This is a genomic window from Lacticaseibacillus baoqingensis (assembly GCF_003946165.1).
In the GTDB taxonomy this organism is placed as follows: Bacteria; Bacillota; Bacilli; order Lactobacillales; family Lactobacillaceae; genus Lacticaseibacillus; species Lacticaseibacillus baoqingensis.
The window spans coordinates 1-16,845 of sequence record NZ_RHOI01000012.1 but is presented as its reverse complement, the minus strand read 5'-3'; the positions used below and the strand labels follow the sequence as shown (position 1 = coordinate 16,845).

General features: G+C 50.4%; 13 protein-coding genes. 12 read left to right on the top strand and 1 reads right to left on the bottom strand.

Annotation, left to right across the window (positions count from 1 at the left end; all coding sequences use genetic code 11):
• Window positions 1-48: 48 nt before the first annotated feature.
• The gene (locus EKM91_RS06640) at window positions 49-1,026 is read right to left on the bottom strand and encodes an L-lactate dehydrogenase (RefSeq protein ID WP_125751661.1); all 978 of its coding nucleotides are present in this window, start codon (window positions 1,024-1,026) and stop codon (window positions 49-51) included.
• Window positions 1,027-1,391: 365 nt separating this feature from the next.
• Between EKM91_RS06640 and pth the strand changes: the two genes are divergently transcribed.
• The 12 genes from pth (at window position 1,392) to lysS (ending at window position 16,369) form a co-directional block, all read left to right on the top strand.
• Window positions 1,392-1,949 carry an aminoacyl-tRNA hydrolase gene (gene pth / locus EKM91_RS06635; protein ID WP_125751659.1) on the top strand — a complete coding sequence of 186 codons (558 nt, stop codon included), beginning with the start codon at window positions 1,392-1,394 and terminating at the stop codon, window positions 1,947-1,949.
• A gap of 32 nt (window positions 1,950-1,981) precedes the next feature.
• Window positions 1,982-5,509, top strand: coding sequence for a transcription-repair coupling factor (gene mfd / locus EKM91_RS06630; RefSeq protein ID WP_125751656.1), 3,528 nt, complete (start codon window positions 1,982-1,984; stop codon window positions 5,507-5,509).
• Between the two features lies 1 nt (window position 5,510).
• Window positions 5,511-7,079 (top strand): putative polysaccharide biosynthesis protein, encoded by a 1,569-nt coding sequence (locus EKM91_RS06625; protein ID WP_125751653.1) that lies wholly within the window; start codon window positions 5,511-5,513, stop codon window positions 7,077-7,079.
• 18 nt (window positions 7,080-7,097) lie between these two features.
• Complete coding sequence (locus EKM91_RS06620; RefSeq protein WP_125751650.1) at window positions 7,098-7,361, top strand: RNA-binding S4 domain-containing protein; 264 nt, start codon at window positions 7,098-7,100, stop codon at window positions 7,359-7,361.
• Between the two features lie 66 nt (window positions 7,362-7,427).
• Window positions 7,428-7,802, top strand: a complete 375-nt coding sequence (locus tag EKM91_RS06615) for an FtsB family cell division protein (RefSeq protein WP_164508491.1) — start codon at window positions 7,428-7,430, stop codon at window positions 7,800-7,802.
• A 73-nt stretch (window positions 7,803-7,875) separates the two neighbouring features.
• Window positions 7,876-8,358, top strand: coding sequence for a S1 domain-containing RNA-binding protein (locus tag EKM91_RS06610; RefSeq protein WP_125751644.1), 483 nt, complete (start codon window positions 7,876-7,878; stop codon window positions 8,356-8,358).
• 209 nt (window positions 8,359-8,567) lie between these two features.
• Entirely contained in the window at window positions 8,568-9,923 is a 1,356-nt protein-coding gene (gene tilS / locus EKM91_RS06605; RefSeq protein ID WP_125751641.1) for a tRNA lysidine(34) synthetase TilS, read from the top strand.
• A gap of 14 nt (window positions 9,924-9,937) precedes the next feature.
• Complete coding sequence (hpt, locus tag EKM91_RS06600) at window positions 9,938-10,486, top strand: hypoxanthine phosphoribosyltransferase (protein ID WP_125751638.1); 549 nt, start codon at window positions 9,938-9,940, stop codon at window positions 10,484-10,486.
• A 59-nt stretch (window positions 10,487-10,545) separates the two neighbouring features.
• Complete coding sequence (gene ftsH / locus EKM91_RS06595) at window positions 10,546-12,666, top strand: ATP-dependent zinc metalloprotease FtsH (RefSeq protein WP_125751635.1); 2,121 nt, start codon at window positions 10,546-10,548, stop codon at window positions 12,664-12,666.
• 239 nt (window positions 12,667-12,905) lie between these two features.
• Complete coding sequence (gene hslO / locus EKM91_RS06590) at window positions 12,906-13,799, top strand: Hsp33 family molecular chaperone HslO (RefSeq protein ID WP_125751632.1); 894 nt, start codon at window positions 12,906-12,908, stop codon at window positions 13,797-13,799.
• A complete protein-coding gene (gene dusB, locus EKM91_RS06585; RefSeq protein ID WP_125751629.1) occupies window positions 13,799-14,809 on the top strand; it encodes a tRNA dihydrouridine synthase DusB in 1,011 nt (336 codons plus the stop codon). Before hslO ends, dusB begins: the two co-directional genes overlap by 1 nt.
• A 105-nt stretch (window positions 14,810-14,914) precedes the next feature.
• Entirely contained in the window at window positions 14,915-16,369 is a 1,455-nt protein-coding gene (lysS, locus tag EKM91_RS06580; protein ID WP_164508494.1) for a lysine--tRNA ligase, read from the top strand.
• Window positions 16,370-16,845 lie beyond the last annotated feature (476 nt).

Sequence of the window (16,845 nt, the reverse complement as noted above, 5' to 3'; positions counted from 1 at the left end):
AAAAAAAAACACCGGCTCGCATGCGAGTCGGTGTTATCCGCGTTAAGTTTACTGGCGGGTTTCGATGTCAGCCTTAGCAAAGGCGTCGTCGATGATCTTCTTGAGTTGCTTAGCAGACTTGTCCATGGATTCTTGTTCATGGTCAGTCAACGGGATTTCAAGAATGGATTGGATACCGTTGCGGTTGATCACGGCAGGGCTGCCAATGTAGATGTCGTTTTGACCGTATTGGCCTTCCATGTAGACAGACAATGGCAATACGGCATTTTCGTCGTCCAAGATCGCTTTGGAGATCCGTGCCAATGCAGTTGCGATCCCGTAGAAGGTCGCACCCTTGAGCTTGATGATTTCGTAAGCAGCGTCACGCACGTTTTCGAACATGTCAACTAACTTGCTTTCATCGATTTCTGGGTGATCCTTGACCCATTCGGAGATCTTGATACCACCGATGTTGGCGTGGGACCATACTGGGAATTCGGTATCACCGTGTTCACCCATGATATAAGCATGGACGGAACGCGCGTCAACGCCAACCATCTCAGCGATGGATTGACGGAAGCGAGCGGTATCCAAAGAAGTACCGGAACCGACAACGCGGTTCTTAGGGAAGCCGGAAAGCTTCCAAGTGGCGTAGGTCAAGATGTCAACTGGGTTAGCAGCGACCAAGAAGATCCCGTTGAAACCAGATTCAACGATCGGGTCAACGATGGACTTCAAGATCTTCAGGTTTTTATTGACGAGGTCAAGACGGGTCTCGCCAGGCTTTTGTGGGGCGCCAGCGGTGATGACAACTAAGTCAGCATCCTTAGCGTCGCTGTATTCAGCGGAGTAGATCGTCTTAGGAGAAGTGAAAGGTAATGCGTTGCTTAAATCGATCGCATCCCCCTTTGTCTTATCCTTAAAAATGTCAACGATCCCGATTTCTTGAGCGATGCCTTGCAAAACCATTGCGTAGGCGTAACTGGAACCAACGGCGCCGTCACCAACAAGAATTACTTTTTGGTGATCTGATTGAGCGTTTGCCACAGTGATATCATCCTTTCTTATTTGCAATTATGCAATTCGTCTGTTAGTATAGCACAACTATTCTTGTGTGCACGCATTTTCACCATATTTTTTCATTTCTAATATGAATCTTACAATTCGTGGTGTCCGTGTGGTTGCGGCGTTTTGTGAAAGATATGAAGACGGACGGCGATTAGGAGTAATCGGTTTCATGTAGCGATTTTCACAACGTGTTTGCGGCGTTTCAGGCTGTTACAATCAGCACCGGCAAACTGTGCCTTTAGCACAGGCAGATAGTGGATATGGTATACTTTGAGGGTATGTCGGGAAAGGCAACTTTCCGGCTTTTTTGCGTAGAAAATCCGTTTTGCTAATGGAGGCAAATCTTGAAAATGATCGTAGGCCTGGGCAATCCAGGCAGCAAGTATGCGAAGACGAAACATAATATTGGCTTTATGACCATCGATGCCTTGGCTAAGCGCTTAGATATCACCTTGACCAAACATGAATTTGATGCGTTGACCGGCACCGGGCTAGTCGATGGGGAAAAAGTGATGCTGGTCAAACCATTGACCTTCATGAACGATTCCGGTCGGGCTGTGGGACAGCTCAAGGCATTTTATCGGTTTGAACAAGATGAGATCATGGTGATCCAAGATGATATGGACATGGCGATGGGCCGGTTGCGGTTGCGGCCAAAAGGTTCAGCCGGCGGCCATAACGGGATCAAATCGATCATCAACGTTCTTGGTACGGCAGAATTTCAACGTGCCAAGATCGGTATCCAACATCCCGCCAAGCAAAAAGTCGTGGACTGGGTCTTGACACCATTCACGGCAGATGACCAAATTGCGATCGCCAACGGTATCGACAAAGCCCAAGACGCCTTGATCGACTGGATCCACGGCATGAGTTTTGGCCAATTGATGAATCAGTACAATTAATATAGAAAGATTAAATTATTGGAGGTGACAGCATGGATCTGATCGATCTTTTTGGTCAAGAGCCGCAACTTGAAAAATTATGGCCGCAATTGACCGCTGGCCAGCATTTGGTCACCGGTTTGGATGGCAGCGCCAAAACCTTGATGCTGGCGACGGCTTTGCGGCGATTGCAGCGGCAATTGATCGTGATCGAAAACAATCGCTATCATGCTGAGGAACTCGTCGCTGATCTGACGGATCTCGTAGGCGCTGAGCACGTCTGGTCTTTTCCAGTCGAAGACGTGCTGGCTGCTGAAGTCGCAGTGTCATCCCCAGATACGAAAAATACGCGGATCAACACCTTGAATTGGCTGGTTTCCGGCCAGCCTGGGATCGTCGTTACCAGCCTTGCCGGTTATAAGCGGCTCTTGCCGCCAGTGACCACTTGGCAAGCGGCTTCGATCCATTTGGGCATGGATAGTACCGTCGAATTGCCAACATTGACTCAGCAGCTTGTTGATAGCGGCTATCAACGAGACAGCTTAGTCGGCGCGCCTGGGCAGTTTGCGGTGCGTGGCGGGATCATCGATGTTTACCCATTGAATGCAGATGACCCTGTGCGGATCGAACTTTTTGATACTGAAATCGATTCGATCCGCCGGTTTGATATGCGCACACAACGCAGCATTCGACAATTGAATGCCGTTGATATTCCGCCAGCTACAGATCTGATCGCGACTAAAGCAACCTTGCAAGCAGCCGGTCAGCGGTTATTGGCAGCTGGTGAAGCAGCTAAGCGCCAAAGCAAGTCCAAGCCGCTTAAAAAGGCATTGACCGAGGGACTATTGGCGACGGCAGCACAGTTGCAAGCTGGTGAAGTGGTCCCGCAACTGGCATTATATATGGACGCGTTATACCCGCAAGCGGCTCGCTTGCGGGATTATGCGCGTCTTGATGCGGTATTGGTCTTAGATGATTATACGCGATTATTAGATAGTGACGTGAGTTTGGTGCAAGAAACGCTGGATTGGTATGCCAGCTTGCAAGAAGGCGGGCGGGTGTTAGGCGAACTGCCGAATCCGACCTTGCCGGCTTTGGTGCGGGCAGATACGGGTACCCATTTGTACTTGAGCTTATTTCAAAAAGGTATGGGGCAGGTCCGTTTGACGAGCTTGACGAATGTGACGAGCCGCAATATCCAGCAGTTTTTCAGTCAAATGCCGCTGCTTAAAACAGAAGCTGATCGCTGGCGCAAGCAGCACATGACCGTGGTTTATTTGGTGCCCGAATCAGGACGGGTGACGAAACTAGCCGAAAATCTTCGTGACTTTGAGGTGCAAACTGTGATCAGCGAAGCGGATGCACTGCTGTTGCAAACTCAACAATTGGTAGTCGGCAACTTACAAAATGGGTTTGAACTACCGGATCTGCATTTGGTCGTCGTCACCGCCCACGAACTGTTCAACGCCAAAGCCCACCGCAAAGCGCGTCACCAAACCTTGGCGAATGCGGAGCGCCTGCGCAGCTATACGGAATTGACCCCTGGCGATTATGTGGTGCATGTCAATCACGGGATCGGGCAATATGTTGGCCTGCAGACCCTGGAAGTCGATGGGATGCACAAAGACTATATGACGATCGTTTACCAAAAAGGCGATAAACTGTTTATCCCCGTTAGCCAATTGAATTTAGTCCAAAAATATGTCGCCGCTGATGGCAAACGCCCAAAAATCAATAAACTCGGTGGCAGCGAGTGGCAAAAAACCAAAAAGCGCGTCGCCGCTAAGATCGAAGACATCGCTGATGATCTGATCCGTTTATATGCGGCACGAGAAGCTGAGCCAGGGTTTGCCTTTGGGCCGGATGATGATCTGCAACGACAATTTGAAGCGGAATTTGCTTATCCGGAAACTGCCGACCAGTTGCGTTCGATCAAAGAGATCAAACAAGATATGGAGAAAAAACGGCCAATGGATCGCCTGTTAGTGGGAGATGTTGGTTTTGGTAAAACCGAAGTGGCCTTGCGGGCAGCCTTTAAAGCAGTGGAAAACGGCAAGCAAGTGGCCTTATTGGTGCCAACAACGATCTTGGCCCAGCAGCATTATGACACGATGATGGATCGCTTCGCTGACTTCCCGGTGAATATCGCGATGTTGTCGCGGTTTCGAACGCGTGCACAAGTCAATGCCACTTTGAAAGCCTTAAAGTCTGGTGAGGTGGATATCGTCGTGGGGACGCACCGCCTTTTATCCAAAGATGTGGTTTATCACGATTTGGGATTGTTGATCGTCGATGAGGAACAGCGCTTTGGGGTGAAGCACAAGGAACGCTTGAAAGAATTGCGTAAAAACGTTGATGTGTTGACGCTGACAGCCACCCCGATCCCGCGGACGTTGAATATGTCGATGCTGGGGGTACGCGATTTGAGTGTTATCGAGACGCCGCCGACGAACCGTTATCCGATCCAGACTTTTGTGATGGAGCAAAATGGCGGGACGATCCGCAGCGCGATCGAACGCGAATTAGAACGTGGCGGGCAAGTCTTTTACCTGCATAACCGGGTGGAAGACATCGAACACACGGTCAATCAAATCGAAGCATTAGTGCCGCAAGCAACAGTGGCGTATGCCCATGGGCAAATGACGGAGACTCAATTAGAAAGTGTGATCTATGACTTTTTGCACGGGGCTTACGACGTGCTTGTGACGACTACGATCATCGAAACCGGCGTGGATATGCCGAATGTCAACACTTTGATCATTGAACATGCTGATCATTATGGGCTGTCTCAGTTGTATCAGTTGCGCGGACGCATCGGCCGCTCTAGCCGAGTCGCGTATGCGTATTTTATGTATCAACCGGATAAGGTGCTCAGCGAAGAAGCCGAAAAACGGCTGCAAGCGATCCGTGACTTTACCGCCTTAGGCAGCGGCTTTAAAATCGCCATGCGCGATTTGTCGATCCGTGGTGCAGGCAACTTGTTGGGGTCGCAACAACATGGGTTCATTGATTCTGTCGGGTATGATCTGTACACCCAAATGCTTAATGAAGCAGTCGCGGCTAAACGCGGCCAACAAGCGCAACCAAAGTTGGATACCGAAGTGGATCTTGATTTAGAAGCCTACTTGCCGGATAGCTATGTCGCGGATTCACGCCAAAAAATCGAGCTCTACAAGCGCCTGCGTGAAGCCGACAGTGCGGATCAATTAGAAGAGATCCAAGCTGATTTGATCGATCGCTTCGGCGACTATCCCCAACCAGTGGTCGATTTATTGGCCATCACGGCATTGAAGCGGTACGCTGATGCGGCATTGGTAGAAAAGATCACGCGGCGCGATGGGGCGATCCAAGTGATCTTAAGTCCGCAGACGACGGGGCGAGTCAAAGGTGAAGCGCTGTTTCAAGCGCTGCAACACACCACGCTCAAAGCACGCGTGGCAACAGAAACCACTAAGATGCGGGTCACCTTATTGGTCCCTAAGACGATGGCTAGCGCCGACTGGTTGCGCGAATTACAAACGTTTTTGGCGGCCTTGGTCCCTTTGGTGACGACCAAACCTGATCGCCCCGTTGAGGTCTGATATGCAAAATCCGCAAATGAAGCACTTGATGAAAGGGGCGTGGACGCTGAGTTTGGCGGCTTTGATCGCCAAAGTCTTGAGTGCGGTGTACCGCGTTCCTTTTCAAAACTTAGTTGGCGACACAGGGTTTTACGTTTATCAGCAAGTTTACCCTATTTATGGCATCGGAATGACCTTCGCGCTATCTGGGTTTCCCGTGTTTATTTCGAAGCTGGTGGCAGAAGCACGCGTGCCCAATGCTCAAGCGGAGATCGCCCATCAGGCATTGGTGTTACTCACTTGGCTGTCTTGGGCGATGTTTATCGGCTTGAGTGTGTTTGCCCGACCATTAGCGACTTTGATGGCAGATCCAGAATTGACAAGCTTGATTCAAACCGTTGCTTTTATGTTCTTGACGATGCCGATCTTAGCGACGGGTCGCGGGTATTTTCAAGGGACCTTTGATATGAGCAAAACCGCAGTCAGCCAAGTTGTTGAACAACTGGTGCGGGTAGCGGTGATCTTGTTGGCAGCTTATTTTGCGACTAAAGCCCATTGGAGTGTCTATCAAATGGGCGCCATTGCCATGAGTGGGGCATTTTTTGGCGGGATCGCGGCCACGTTGACCTTGTGGCCGGCATATCAGCGCCGCTTCCGCCAGCTGCGTTTTACATTTCCCGGCCTGGCCGCGTATCAGCGCTTATTAGGGCGTTTTGTACGTGAAGGCGGGTCGATCGCCTTGTTTGCAGCATTGTTGATCGTCTTGCAGTTGATCGACAGCTTTACCGTAACGCGCGGGCTTACTGCCAGCGGGGTGGAAATGGTGGCCGCCAAACAGCTCAAAGGGATCTATGATCGGGGTCAGCCGCTTGTGCAGTTGGGGTTAGTCGTGGCCACGTCATTGTCAGCAACATTATTGCCCAGTTTGACGACTGCCTATGCACGCCACCAAGATCGGCGTTTTGTGCAAACCGCCGGGCAGCTGTTGCGCTTCAATTTAGCCTTTGCCGCAGCGGCGAGCGCTGGACTGATCGTCTTGATGCCGGCAGTCAATTGGCTCTTGTTCGGCGATGTCGCTGGGCAGTTTGCGTTGCAGGTGAATGTGTTAAGTATCGTTTTTGTTGCGATGATCAATGCTTACAATGCGATCTTGCAAAGCCTGGATCGTTATCGCAAAATGACTTGGTCGTTAGTGGTCGGCTTTGTCGTCAAGTTGGCCACGAACCAATGGCTGACTGCGCAATATGGCACGGCAGGGGCTAGTGCCAGTACGATCTTGGCATTGGGCGTGATCACCTTGTTATTGGCGCTGCAAGTACCAGTAATGATCCGGCGTGAATTGAATCAGAGGTATTTTTTATCGAAGCTGGGCTTAACGACTGTGATCATGGTTGCTGGGGTGTTTGGCAGCGAATTGCTGTTGCCGCTTGACAGCCGCTTGACAGCTGTTGGTCAAGCCGCTGCCGGAGTCGTGTTCGGCGTTGGGTTGTTTATCACAGCCGCGACTAAGCTGCGGTTATTTACCATTCGTGAGGTCTTGGCATTGCCATTGGGCCGACGATTTTTGAAAGCCATCCAGGCACGGTCTTAAGTGACCAAGGAGGAAGATATGCGTTTAGACAAGTTTCTTAAAGTTTCTCGAATCATCAAACGGCGGTCAGTCGCCAAGGAGATCGCCGACAAAGGGCGGATCACCATCAACGATAAGCTCGCTAAGTCGAGCAGCGATGTCAGTGTGGGCGATATTTTAGTGATCGCATTTGGTAACAAAACCCTGACCGTGAAAGTTGATGCTTTGGTCGAGTCGACCAAGAAACAAGACGCTGGTGAAATGTATCGTGTGGTCAGCGAGACTTACAAGGAAAATTACTAAAACAAGCTACACCCGTAAGCGGATACTTTGGTATACTGAAGAGTAATGACGAAAGGTGGGAAAACGATGCAGCAGTCAAAAAGCAAACGTGACTTTAAAGCAATGCGCTTAAGCAAGCCACAAATGAATCCACTTCATCGCCGGCGTTTACACTGGCTGTTGGGTTTATTAGCGGTGATCTTGATCATCGGTGGTTGGCAGCTGTATCGGGTCCATGCCGCAATTGGTAAAAGCGACCAGTCAGTAGCGACTGCGCGCACGGAATTACGCCAAGTCAAAGCGAAAAAGAGTGATTTGAAGATCCAAGTTGATCAATTGCGTGATTCAGATTATTTAGCTAAGCTTGTGCGGCAAAAGTATTTGGTTTCAAAATCTGGTGAGGTGATCTTTGAGTTGCCAGGAACTGCTTCTAAGCTGACGACGCCAACGCCGAGCAACTAAGCGCGCGCTTGCAGTTGGGAGCTTGCATGGTATACTAAGAGACACAATTTTACGTAGGAGGACTACTTTTTATATGGCAGTTGAAGTTGGCGCGAAGGTTTCTGGCAAGGTCACCGGAATCACGAATTTTGGCGCCTTTGTTGATCTGGGAGAAAGCAAGACCGGATTGGTGCATATTAGTGAAATATCAGACAGCTATGTTAAAGATATTCATGATGTCTTGAGTGTGGGAGACACCGTGACGGTCAAGGTCATGCAGATCAAAGATGGTAAGATCGGCTTATCGATCCGCAAAGCTCAAGATCAACCGCAAGGAGAACATGCGCAACACGGACATGGTGGGCCTGCGCAACCGCATTTTCAAAAGCCGCACCATGATAACAATCACAGCAATAGTCGGCCGGTCGCACATGCAACCAGTCACAAACAGCCGGCTGATAAAAGCGACTTTGATTCAATGATGTCAGGCTTTTTGAAAGAAAGCGAAGATCGGTTGAGCAGCCTGCGGCGCAATACCGAAGGCAAGCGCGGGGGCCGTGGCGGTCGGCGGAGCTGATCAGCGTCACCATATCAAGTGGGCGCAGTGCTTCGCTTAGCCGCAATCATGCCGGTGTTTGACGATCCGTTTGAGGATCGTTGGACACCGGCATTTGTGTGTGCCGGTTGGCCGGGAAAGCCGCGATAAATCAACTTGGTTAAAATAGGTCAACAAGACGACAAGACGTCATAATTCAGACTTTAGTCCCACGCCAAGCGCTGGTGGGGATGGTAGAGTTAATTCACGTCACGAAAGCGAGGAAACTCATGTTATCTGGTGAAGCGTTGCTGGCACCTTTTGCATTACCCCCACAAGCACCGTTAGTCATTGGGGTTTCCGGTGGCGTGGATTCAATGGTGTTGTTGACATTGTTAGCCCAAACGACACATCCGGTGATCGCGGCGCAATTTGATCATCAATTGCGGCCGCAAAGTGCGGCCGAAGCACAGCTCGTTGCAGATTATGCCACCCGCTTAGGGGCGGTCAGTGTCTTAGGCCAATGGCCGCAAGCAGCCCATCCGCAAAGCGGGATCGAAGCGGCTGCCCGTACGGCGCGCTATGACTTTCTCGTTAAAGCCGCGCATTTGCATCATGCCGCATACTTAGTGGTGGCGCATCATGCCGATGATCAGTTAGAAACCATTTTGTGGCAGCTGGCTCGCTCTGGCAATGTGATGAAAATGGCCGGAATGACCGCCCAGCGGCCGCAAGCTGACTTGCAGGTGTTGCGGCCGTTGCTGGGTATCAGCAAAAAAACGTTATATGCTTATGCCCAGCAACACCAGATCCCGTTTGCCGAAGACGCCACGAACCAAGACATGGCCATGAGCCGCAATCGCATTCGCCAGCAAGTGACACCGGTGTTGAAAACATTGAATCCACAGGTGTTGGCGCATACCGCACGCTTCAGTCAAGGCTTGCAAGGACTGCTTAGTTTAGCGCAGCCGGCATTGGCACAATTGGTTGCAGCCTGCGTCACAGGCACTCAAGCACATTGGTCAGCGATTGCGGCACAGCCGCAAACGGTACAGCGCTTGGTGCTGGAAACGATCTTGACGCAATGGCAAGTGCAAGCAACAGCTGCGGTCGTGGATGCGCTGCTGGCCGCTTGGCAAACTGGGGCAGGCCATAAAGTTTTCAGTGTTGCTGGCGGGCAATTGATCGTGAACTATCATACGCTGCAATGGCAAGCGCATGGCAGTCAGGCGCCGAGCGCAAAAGCCATCACCCCGGTGCGGTTGCGCTTAGGGACGTGGCAGGCCCTGCCAAATGGGACGCAGATCGGTGTGTTTGCCCAAAAGCCGCCCCTGGCGGCGCAATGGGCATTGGTTCCCGATGCTGCCATCATGCTGCGGCTGCGGCAGCCAGGCGATCGCGTGTGCTTGGCTGATGGTCATCACAAGCTTTTGCGACGCTGGTTGATCGATCATAAGGTGCCGCAAGCACAACGGGCCCAAACGCTGGTGGCAGCCTGCGGTCAAACCATTTTTTGGGTCCAAGGAATGCCGGGACATGAATTGTTTCACGAACAGCGAACTGATATAATGCAAGCTGTATTGGCACTGCAACCACCGATTCGATGATAGTGAGGACAATAATGGAAAACGATATCTTAAAGGTCTTGTATTCACAACAAGATATACATGACATCACGACGCGCTTGGCCGCAGAGCTCCGCCGCGATTATGCGGGTAAAAATCCGCTGGTGATTTGTATTTTAAAAGGCGCGATCATGTTCATGACCGACTTGGTGCGGGAAGTTGACGATTACTTGGAGATCGATTTCATGGACGTTTCCAGTTATGGCAATGAAACCGAGTCGAGTGGTGAAGTTAAGATCTTAAAAGACCTTGATGCCAGCGTCGCGCACCGGGATGTCTTGATCGTAGAAGATATTGTTGATACCGGACGCACATTGCATTATTTGATGGCGCTATTCAAGACACGCCAGGCGAATTCGGTCAAGATCTGCACTTTGATGGATAAACCTGAACGCCGCATCGCAGACGTCCATGCAGATTATGTAGGGACGACGGTACCAAATGAGTTTGTTGTTGGTTACGGGTTGGATTATGCAGAGCGCTACCGTAATTTACCTTATATTGGGGTCTTAAAACCTGAAGTTTATGCCCATGATGAGGGCTGATGTAGTATCATAACTACTAAAGCCCCAAGAATCTATGCATATTGTCGCTGGAGGTATCTATGAATAAAAAGCCAAATGGGCTATTCAGCAGCACGCTGACTTATGTGATCTTGTTTGTGCTGTTGGTGATTGGGTTTTCCTACTATCTGCATGATAGTGGCGGAAGTGCAACACAAGAGTTGCAAACCAGTCAGTTTATTAGCCAACTGAAGAAAGACGAAGTGAAGTCCTTTGAGATCCAACCATCTGGTGGGGTCTATAAGGTAAGCGGCGAATACCGCAAAGCACAAAAGGTCACTGGTGACTCCAGTGGTGCAGGGAGCTTGTTTAGTGCGGCACCAAGCACGACTAAGAAGTTCACTGCATACATTCCAGATAGTGATTCCACGATCGCGGATATTCAAAAAGCCGCTGAGAAAAATGACGTCAAGTCTAATACGCTGACGGAATCGCAATCTGGCACTTGGATCTCATTGCTGTTGACGATCGTGCCGATGGTTGTCATCTTGATTTTCTTCTACATGATGATGAACCAAGCGGGTCAAGGCGGCGGCAATGGCCGGGTGATGAATTTCGGCAAGTCTAAGGCTAAACAAGCCGACAAGAAGGCCAACAAGGTCCGCTTCTCGGATGTTGCCGGGGCTGAAGAAGAAAAACAAGAACTGGTCGAAGTCGTCGAGTTCTTGAAAGATCCGCGTAAATTCTCCGGCTTAGGGGCGCGTATCCCAGCTGGGGTGCTGCTTGAAGGACCTCCTGGTACTGGTAAAACGTTGCTTGCTAAATCCGTTGCTGGCGAAGCCGGGGTCCCATTCTTCTCGATTTCCGGTTCGGATTTCGTCGAGATGTTCGTCGGTGTTGGGGCCTCTCGTGTCCGGGACTTGTTTGAGCAAGCCAAGAAAAACGCGCCTGCGATCATCTTTATTGATGAAATCGATGCCGTTGGCCGGCAGCGTGGCAATGGCATGGGCGGCGGTCATGATGAACGTGAACAGACCTTGAACCAATTGCTGGTTGAAATGGACGGGTTTACCGGTAATGAAGGCGTCATCGTGATGGCGGCGACGAACCGTTCGGATGTCCTTGATCCTGCCTTGCTGCGTCCTGGTCGTTTTGACCGGAAGATCTTAGTCGGTCAACCAGACGTTAAGGGTCGTGAAGCGATCTTGAAGGTGCACGCGAAGAATAAGCCATTGGCTGATGATGTCGATTTGAAGGAATTAGCCAAGACGACCCCTGGTTTTGTCGGGGCTGATCTCGAAAACTTACTGAACGAAGCGGCCTTAGTGGCAGCGCGGCGTTCGAAGACGAAGATCGATGCTTCTGATATCGATGAAGCCGAGGATCGGGTCATCGCGGGCCCAGCCAAGAAAGATCGTGTGATCTCTAAGAAAGAACGCGAGATCGTGGCATATCATGAAGCAGGGCATGCTGTGATCGGGCTAGTCTTGTCCGATTCACGCGTCGTGCGGAAAGTAACGATCATTCCGCGTGGCCGTGCCGGCGGTTATGCGATCACCTTGCCAAAAGAAGATCAGTTCATGTTGACCAAAAAAGACATGATGGAACAATTGACCGGGTTAATGGGCGGGCGTACTGCTGAAGAACTCATTTTCCATGTGATCGCAACTGGCGCGTCCAATGACTTTGAACAAGCAACGCAAATGGCGCGTTCAATGGTCACCCAATATGGGATGTCGGAACGTCTGGGGACGGTTGCCTTAGAAGGACAATCAGCGATGAATGCGTATGGTCAAGTGATGTATTCGCCTGAAACTGCGGCGACGATCGATGAAGAAGTCCGCAATATCATTGATGAAGCGCATCAAAGAGCGCGTGCGATCATTGAAAGTCATCGTGAACAGCATAAGGCGATCGCTTTGGCCTTGCTCGAACATGAAACCTTGAACGAAAAAGAGATCTTGTCGATCTTCAATACCGGCAAGATGCCTGAAAAGAATGCAGATGCATTCCCGAGCGAAAAGGCGGCGACCTTCGAAGAATCTAAGAAGGCCCTCGAGCAAAAAGACGCCGAAAAACAAGCTGATGAAGGCAAGTCTGGCGATGACGATCAAACTGTTTTGACGCCGACGCCAAGTGCAGCTGACGATGACACCACCGCCAAACCGGATGATCATGAGCCGGATTCTGCGGATGATGATCATCCAGACGACCAAGATTAGTTGAATCAATTGCAGCTGAGTATCCTGCATTGCGGGATGGCACGTGATGAAGCAATCAATGCCTCAGCGCTAGAATAAACCAATGGCTCTGTCTAACCACCTATTGCGGTGGCCAGGCAGAGCCGTTGGTTTTTATCCGCGCACCGGGGCGCTTTTGCGCAAAATTAGGGTTTCTGTTATGATAGTTGGCGTTTACGCAACGAATTAAATTGCGGCATCAAGCGAAAGGAAGACGAATAATGGCCGATGAGATGATTACTGGGGTCAGCGCGGACGGTTTTTTCCGTGTTTTTGCCGTCGATGCAACGGCGACCGTCGCTGAGGCGCAGCGCCGCCACGACACTTATAGTGCTGCCAGTGCGGCTTTAGGGCGCACATTGGTGGCAGCAAGTCTGTTGGCAACGGCTGGCTTGAAAAATGCTGACGATCTATTGACGGTACGCATCAAAGGCGATGGCCCAGTCGGCGCGATCGTGGTTGATGGTACCGCAGTGGGGACAGTGCGCGGGTATATCCAAGAACCGCATGTGAATTTACCCTTGAACTTGGTAGGTAAGCTGGATGTGGCGCGCGCTGTTGGGAAAAAAGGACTATTGGCAGTGACCAAGTATTTGAGCGGCGGTGAACCGTTCACGGGTCAGGTGCCGTTGGTGTCTGGCGAGTTAGGTGAAGATTTTGCCTATTATCTAGCGCAATCTGAGCAGATCCCGGCCGCCATTGGCTTATCCGTGTTTGTCAACGCGGATAATTCGATCGGCCATGCTGGCGGTTTTATGGTTCAAGCGTTGCCAGGCGCCACTGATGCTGCGCTCACCGCATTGGAAACCAATGTCAAAACATTACCGCTGGTGTCAGAAATGTTAAAAGCCGGTATGGATGCGACCGCGATCGCCAAGCGGGTGTTAGGAATGGGTGACAGTGGGTTCAAGCCGCTGGCTGCCAAGCCATTACGCTTTGCTTGCACATGTTCAAAAGACCACTTTGCCAAAGTGCTGGCCACTTTAGCGCGTAAAGACCTGCAAGCCATGATCGATGAAGACCATGGTGCAGAAGCTGTCTGCAAATTTTGTGGGGCCCGATATCAGTATAGTGAAGCAGAATTGATCAAATTACGCGATCAGGAGGAAGCATAATGACAGAACAACAATGGCAGATCGGTAACGTCACGATCCCTAATCGTATCGTCGTGGCGCCAATGGCTGGGATCACCAATGCCAGTTTTCGCGTGACTGCCAAAGAATTTGGTGCAGGGCTGGTCGTGTGTGAGATGATCTCTGATCGCGGCATTATGTACGGCAACAAGAAGACATTGAAAATGATGTTTGTGGATCCGCGAGAACATCCCGTGTCCATCCAGATTTTTGGCGGCACTAAAGAAACTTTAGTCAATGCTGCGAAGTTCGTCGCTGAAAACACGGCGGCAGACATCATTGATATCAATATGGGTTGCCCAGTACCAAAAGTCACCAAGACTGACGCCGGTGCGCATTGGCTGCTCGACCCGAATAAGGTTTATGAAATGGTGGCTGCGGTGGTGGCTGCCGTCGATAAACCGGTAACCGTTAAAATGCGTACTGGTTGGGATGAAGATCATGTCTACGCCGTTGAAAATGCCATGGCAGCTCAGCGTGCCGGTGCGGCAGCTTTGGCCATGCATGGCCGGACGCGCAAACAAGGGTATTCCGGGCATGCGGATTGGAACATCCTCAAGGAAGTCCGGCAACACTTGACGATTCCGTTCATGGGCAATGGTGATGTAAAGACGCCGCAAGATGCCAAGCGAATGCTCGATGAAGTCGGTGCGGATGCCGTGATGATCGGGCGCGGCGTTTTAGGCAATCCGTGGCTGTTGACCCAAGTTGAAGAATACTTGCGCAGCGGTCAGTTGATCCCTGAACCGACACCGCGGGAAAAAGTGGCCACGGCTAAGCTGCAATTGCATCGCCTAGTGGCCTTAAAAGGCGAAAAAGTCGGTGTGCCCGAGTTTCGGCAGTTGGCGGCCTATTACCTTAAAGGGATCCCCCGTTCGGCGCGGACTAAAAATGCCGTTAATTCTGTGGATACAGAAGCAGAAGTGGATGCGATCTTTGATCAGTTCGTGGCAGAAACAGAAGCCCGCATGGCGACTGCGCATACGCGGTAAGTTTGGCATTGCAATTTACTGAAAATAAGGGCACTATCAAAATGACACTACGAATGGAGGAACATATCGGTGGCAAATGAACAGCAACCAGAATTGAATGATCAAATGCGTGCACGGCGTGAAAAAATGGACGCGTTGCGTGAAGCAGGGATCGATCCGTTTGGACATCGCTTTGACCGCTCACATCTCGCGGCGCAATTACATGCGCAGTTTGACGCGATGGATCATGACGCCGTTTTGGCGGATCCAACAGAGGTCACGATCGCTGGACGGATGATGTCCAAGCGCGGCAAGGGTAAAGTCGGCTTTGCCGATATTCGCGACCGCTCAGGCAAGATCCAACTTTATGTGCGCAAGGACGTCGTTGGTGAAGAGAATTATCAGATCTTCAAGAAGGCTGATCTTGGCGATTTTCTTGGGATCAAAGGCGACATGATGAAGACCAACGCCGGTGAATTAACGGTACGGGTCAATCACATCACGCACCTGGCGAAAGCTTTGCGGCCGTTACCCGATAAATACCATGGCTTGACGAATGTGGAACAAATTTATCGCCAACGCTATTTAGATTTGATCGCCAACCCAGAATCTTTTGACCGGTTCACCAAGCGTTCAAAAATCGTCAGCGCGGTGCGCGAATATCTGGATCAACATCAGTTTTTGGAAGTTGAAACACCGGTATTGCATAACCAAGCCGGCGGTGCTTCTGCGCGGCCGTTTATTACCCACCACAATGCGTTGAATATTGATTTATACTTGCGCATCGCTTTAGAGCTGCATTTGAAGCGGTTGATCGTCGGCGGGATGGAGCGCGTCTACGAGATCGGGCGGGTCTTTCGTAATGAAGGCATCGATACCAAGCACAATCCCGAGTTTACGATGCTTGAAACGTATGCCGCGTATTGGGATCTGACCGATGTGATGGACGAAACCGAAGGGATTTTCCGTTACGCTGCGCAAAAGGTCTTAGGGACTGGTCAAATCACTTATCAAGGCCAAAATCTTGATCTTGATGCGCCATTTGCACGGGTGCACATGGTCGATGCGATCAAAGCAAAGACGGGAGTCGACTTTTGGCAGCCGATGACGACTGCACAAGCGCGCCAAGTGGCAGATGCCCATCATGTGCACTATGAGCCATATTGGACAACTGGCCACATCATCAATGCTTTTTTTGAAGAGTTTGTGGAAAAGACGCTGGTACAGCCGACCTTCTTGTATGGCCATCCCATCGAGATCTCACCATTAGCCAAGAAGAGCCAAAAAGATCCGCGGTTTGTAGACCGTTTCGAGTTATTTATGCACGGTAATGAGTATGCGAATGCCTTCACCGAATTGAATGATCCGATCGATCAGCGTGCGCGCTTTGAAGCGCAAGCGGCAGAGAAAACTGCTGGTAATGAAGAAGCCCAAGGAATCGATGACGACTATGTTGAGGCATTGGAATATGGGATGCCGCCGACTGGCGGTTTAGGGATCGGGATCGATCGCTTAGTCATGTTGCTGACAGACGCCCCATCGATCCGTGATGTCCTCTTGTTCCCAACATTGCGTCCATAATGAAATCAAAATTGAAAGTCCACAGTGATGTGGGCTTTTTGTTTGGAAAAAGCACCGAATGACACACACCGTTTGTTGGTAGTTTTTCGGTAATTTCCAAACACTTTTAGGACATGAAAAAAGAAGCGTTCGTTTATGCAAAAAAATTCCGAAAAATGTTGACGCACCGCGGCTTGGCTGATATTATAAAGAACGTCGTTGAGACAGCGACAACGTTTTCTAACGTAAAAGATATTTCAAATTCTGATTGACAGATAGTTGTGATGATGATAAGATATCTAAGTTGTCTTTTGACAAGGTAGTCCTTTGAAAACTGAACAAAGTTTCGTTATGTGATAGGGCTTTTCTTAAGTGAAAAGAATTAAACATTGCGAAGTCAATTCGCTAGTAACAACAAATCGAGCTATTCAAATAACTCATTATATGAGAGTTTGATCCTGGCTCAGGATGAACGCTGGCGGCGTGCCTAATACATG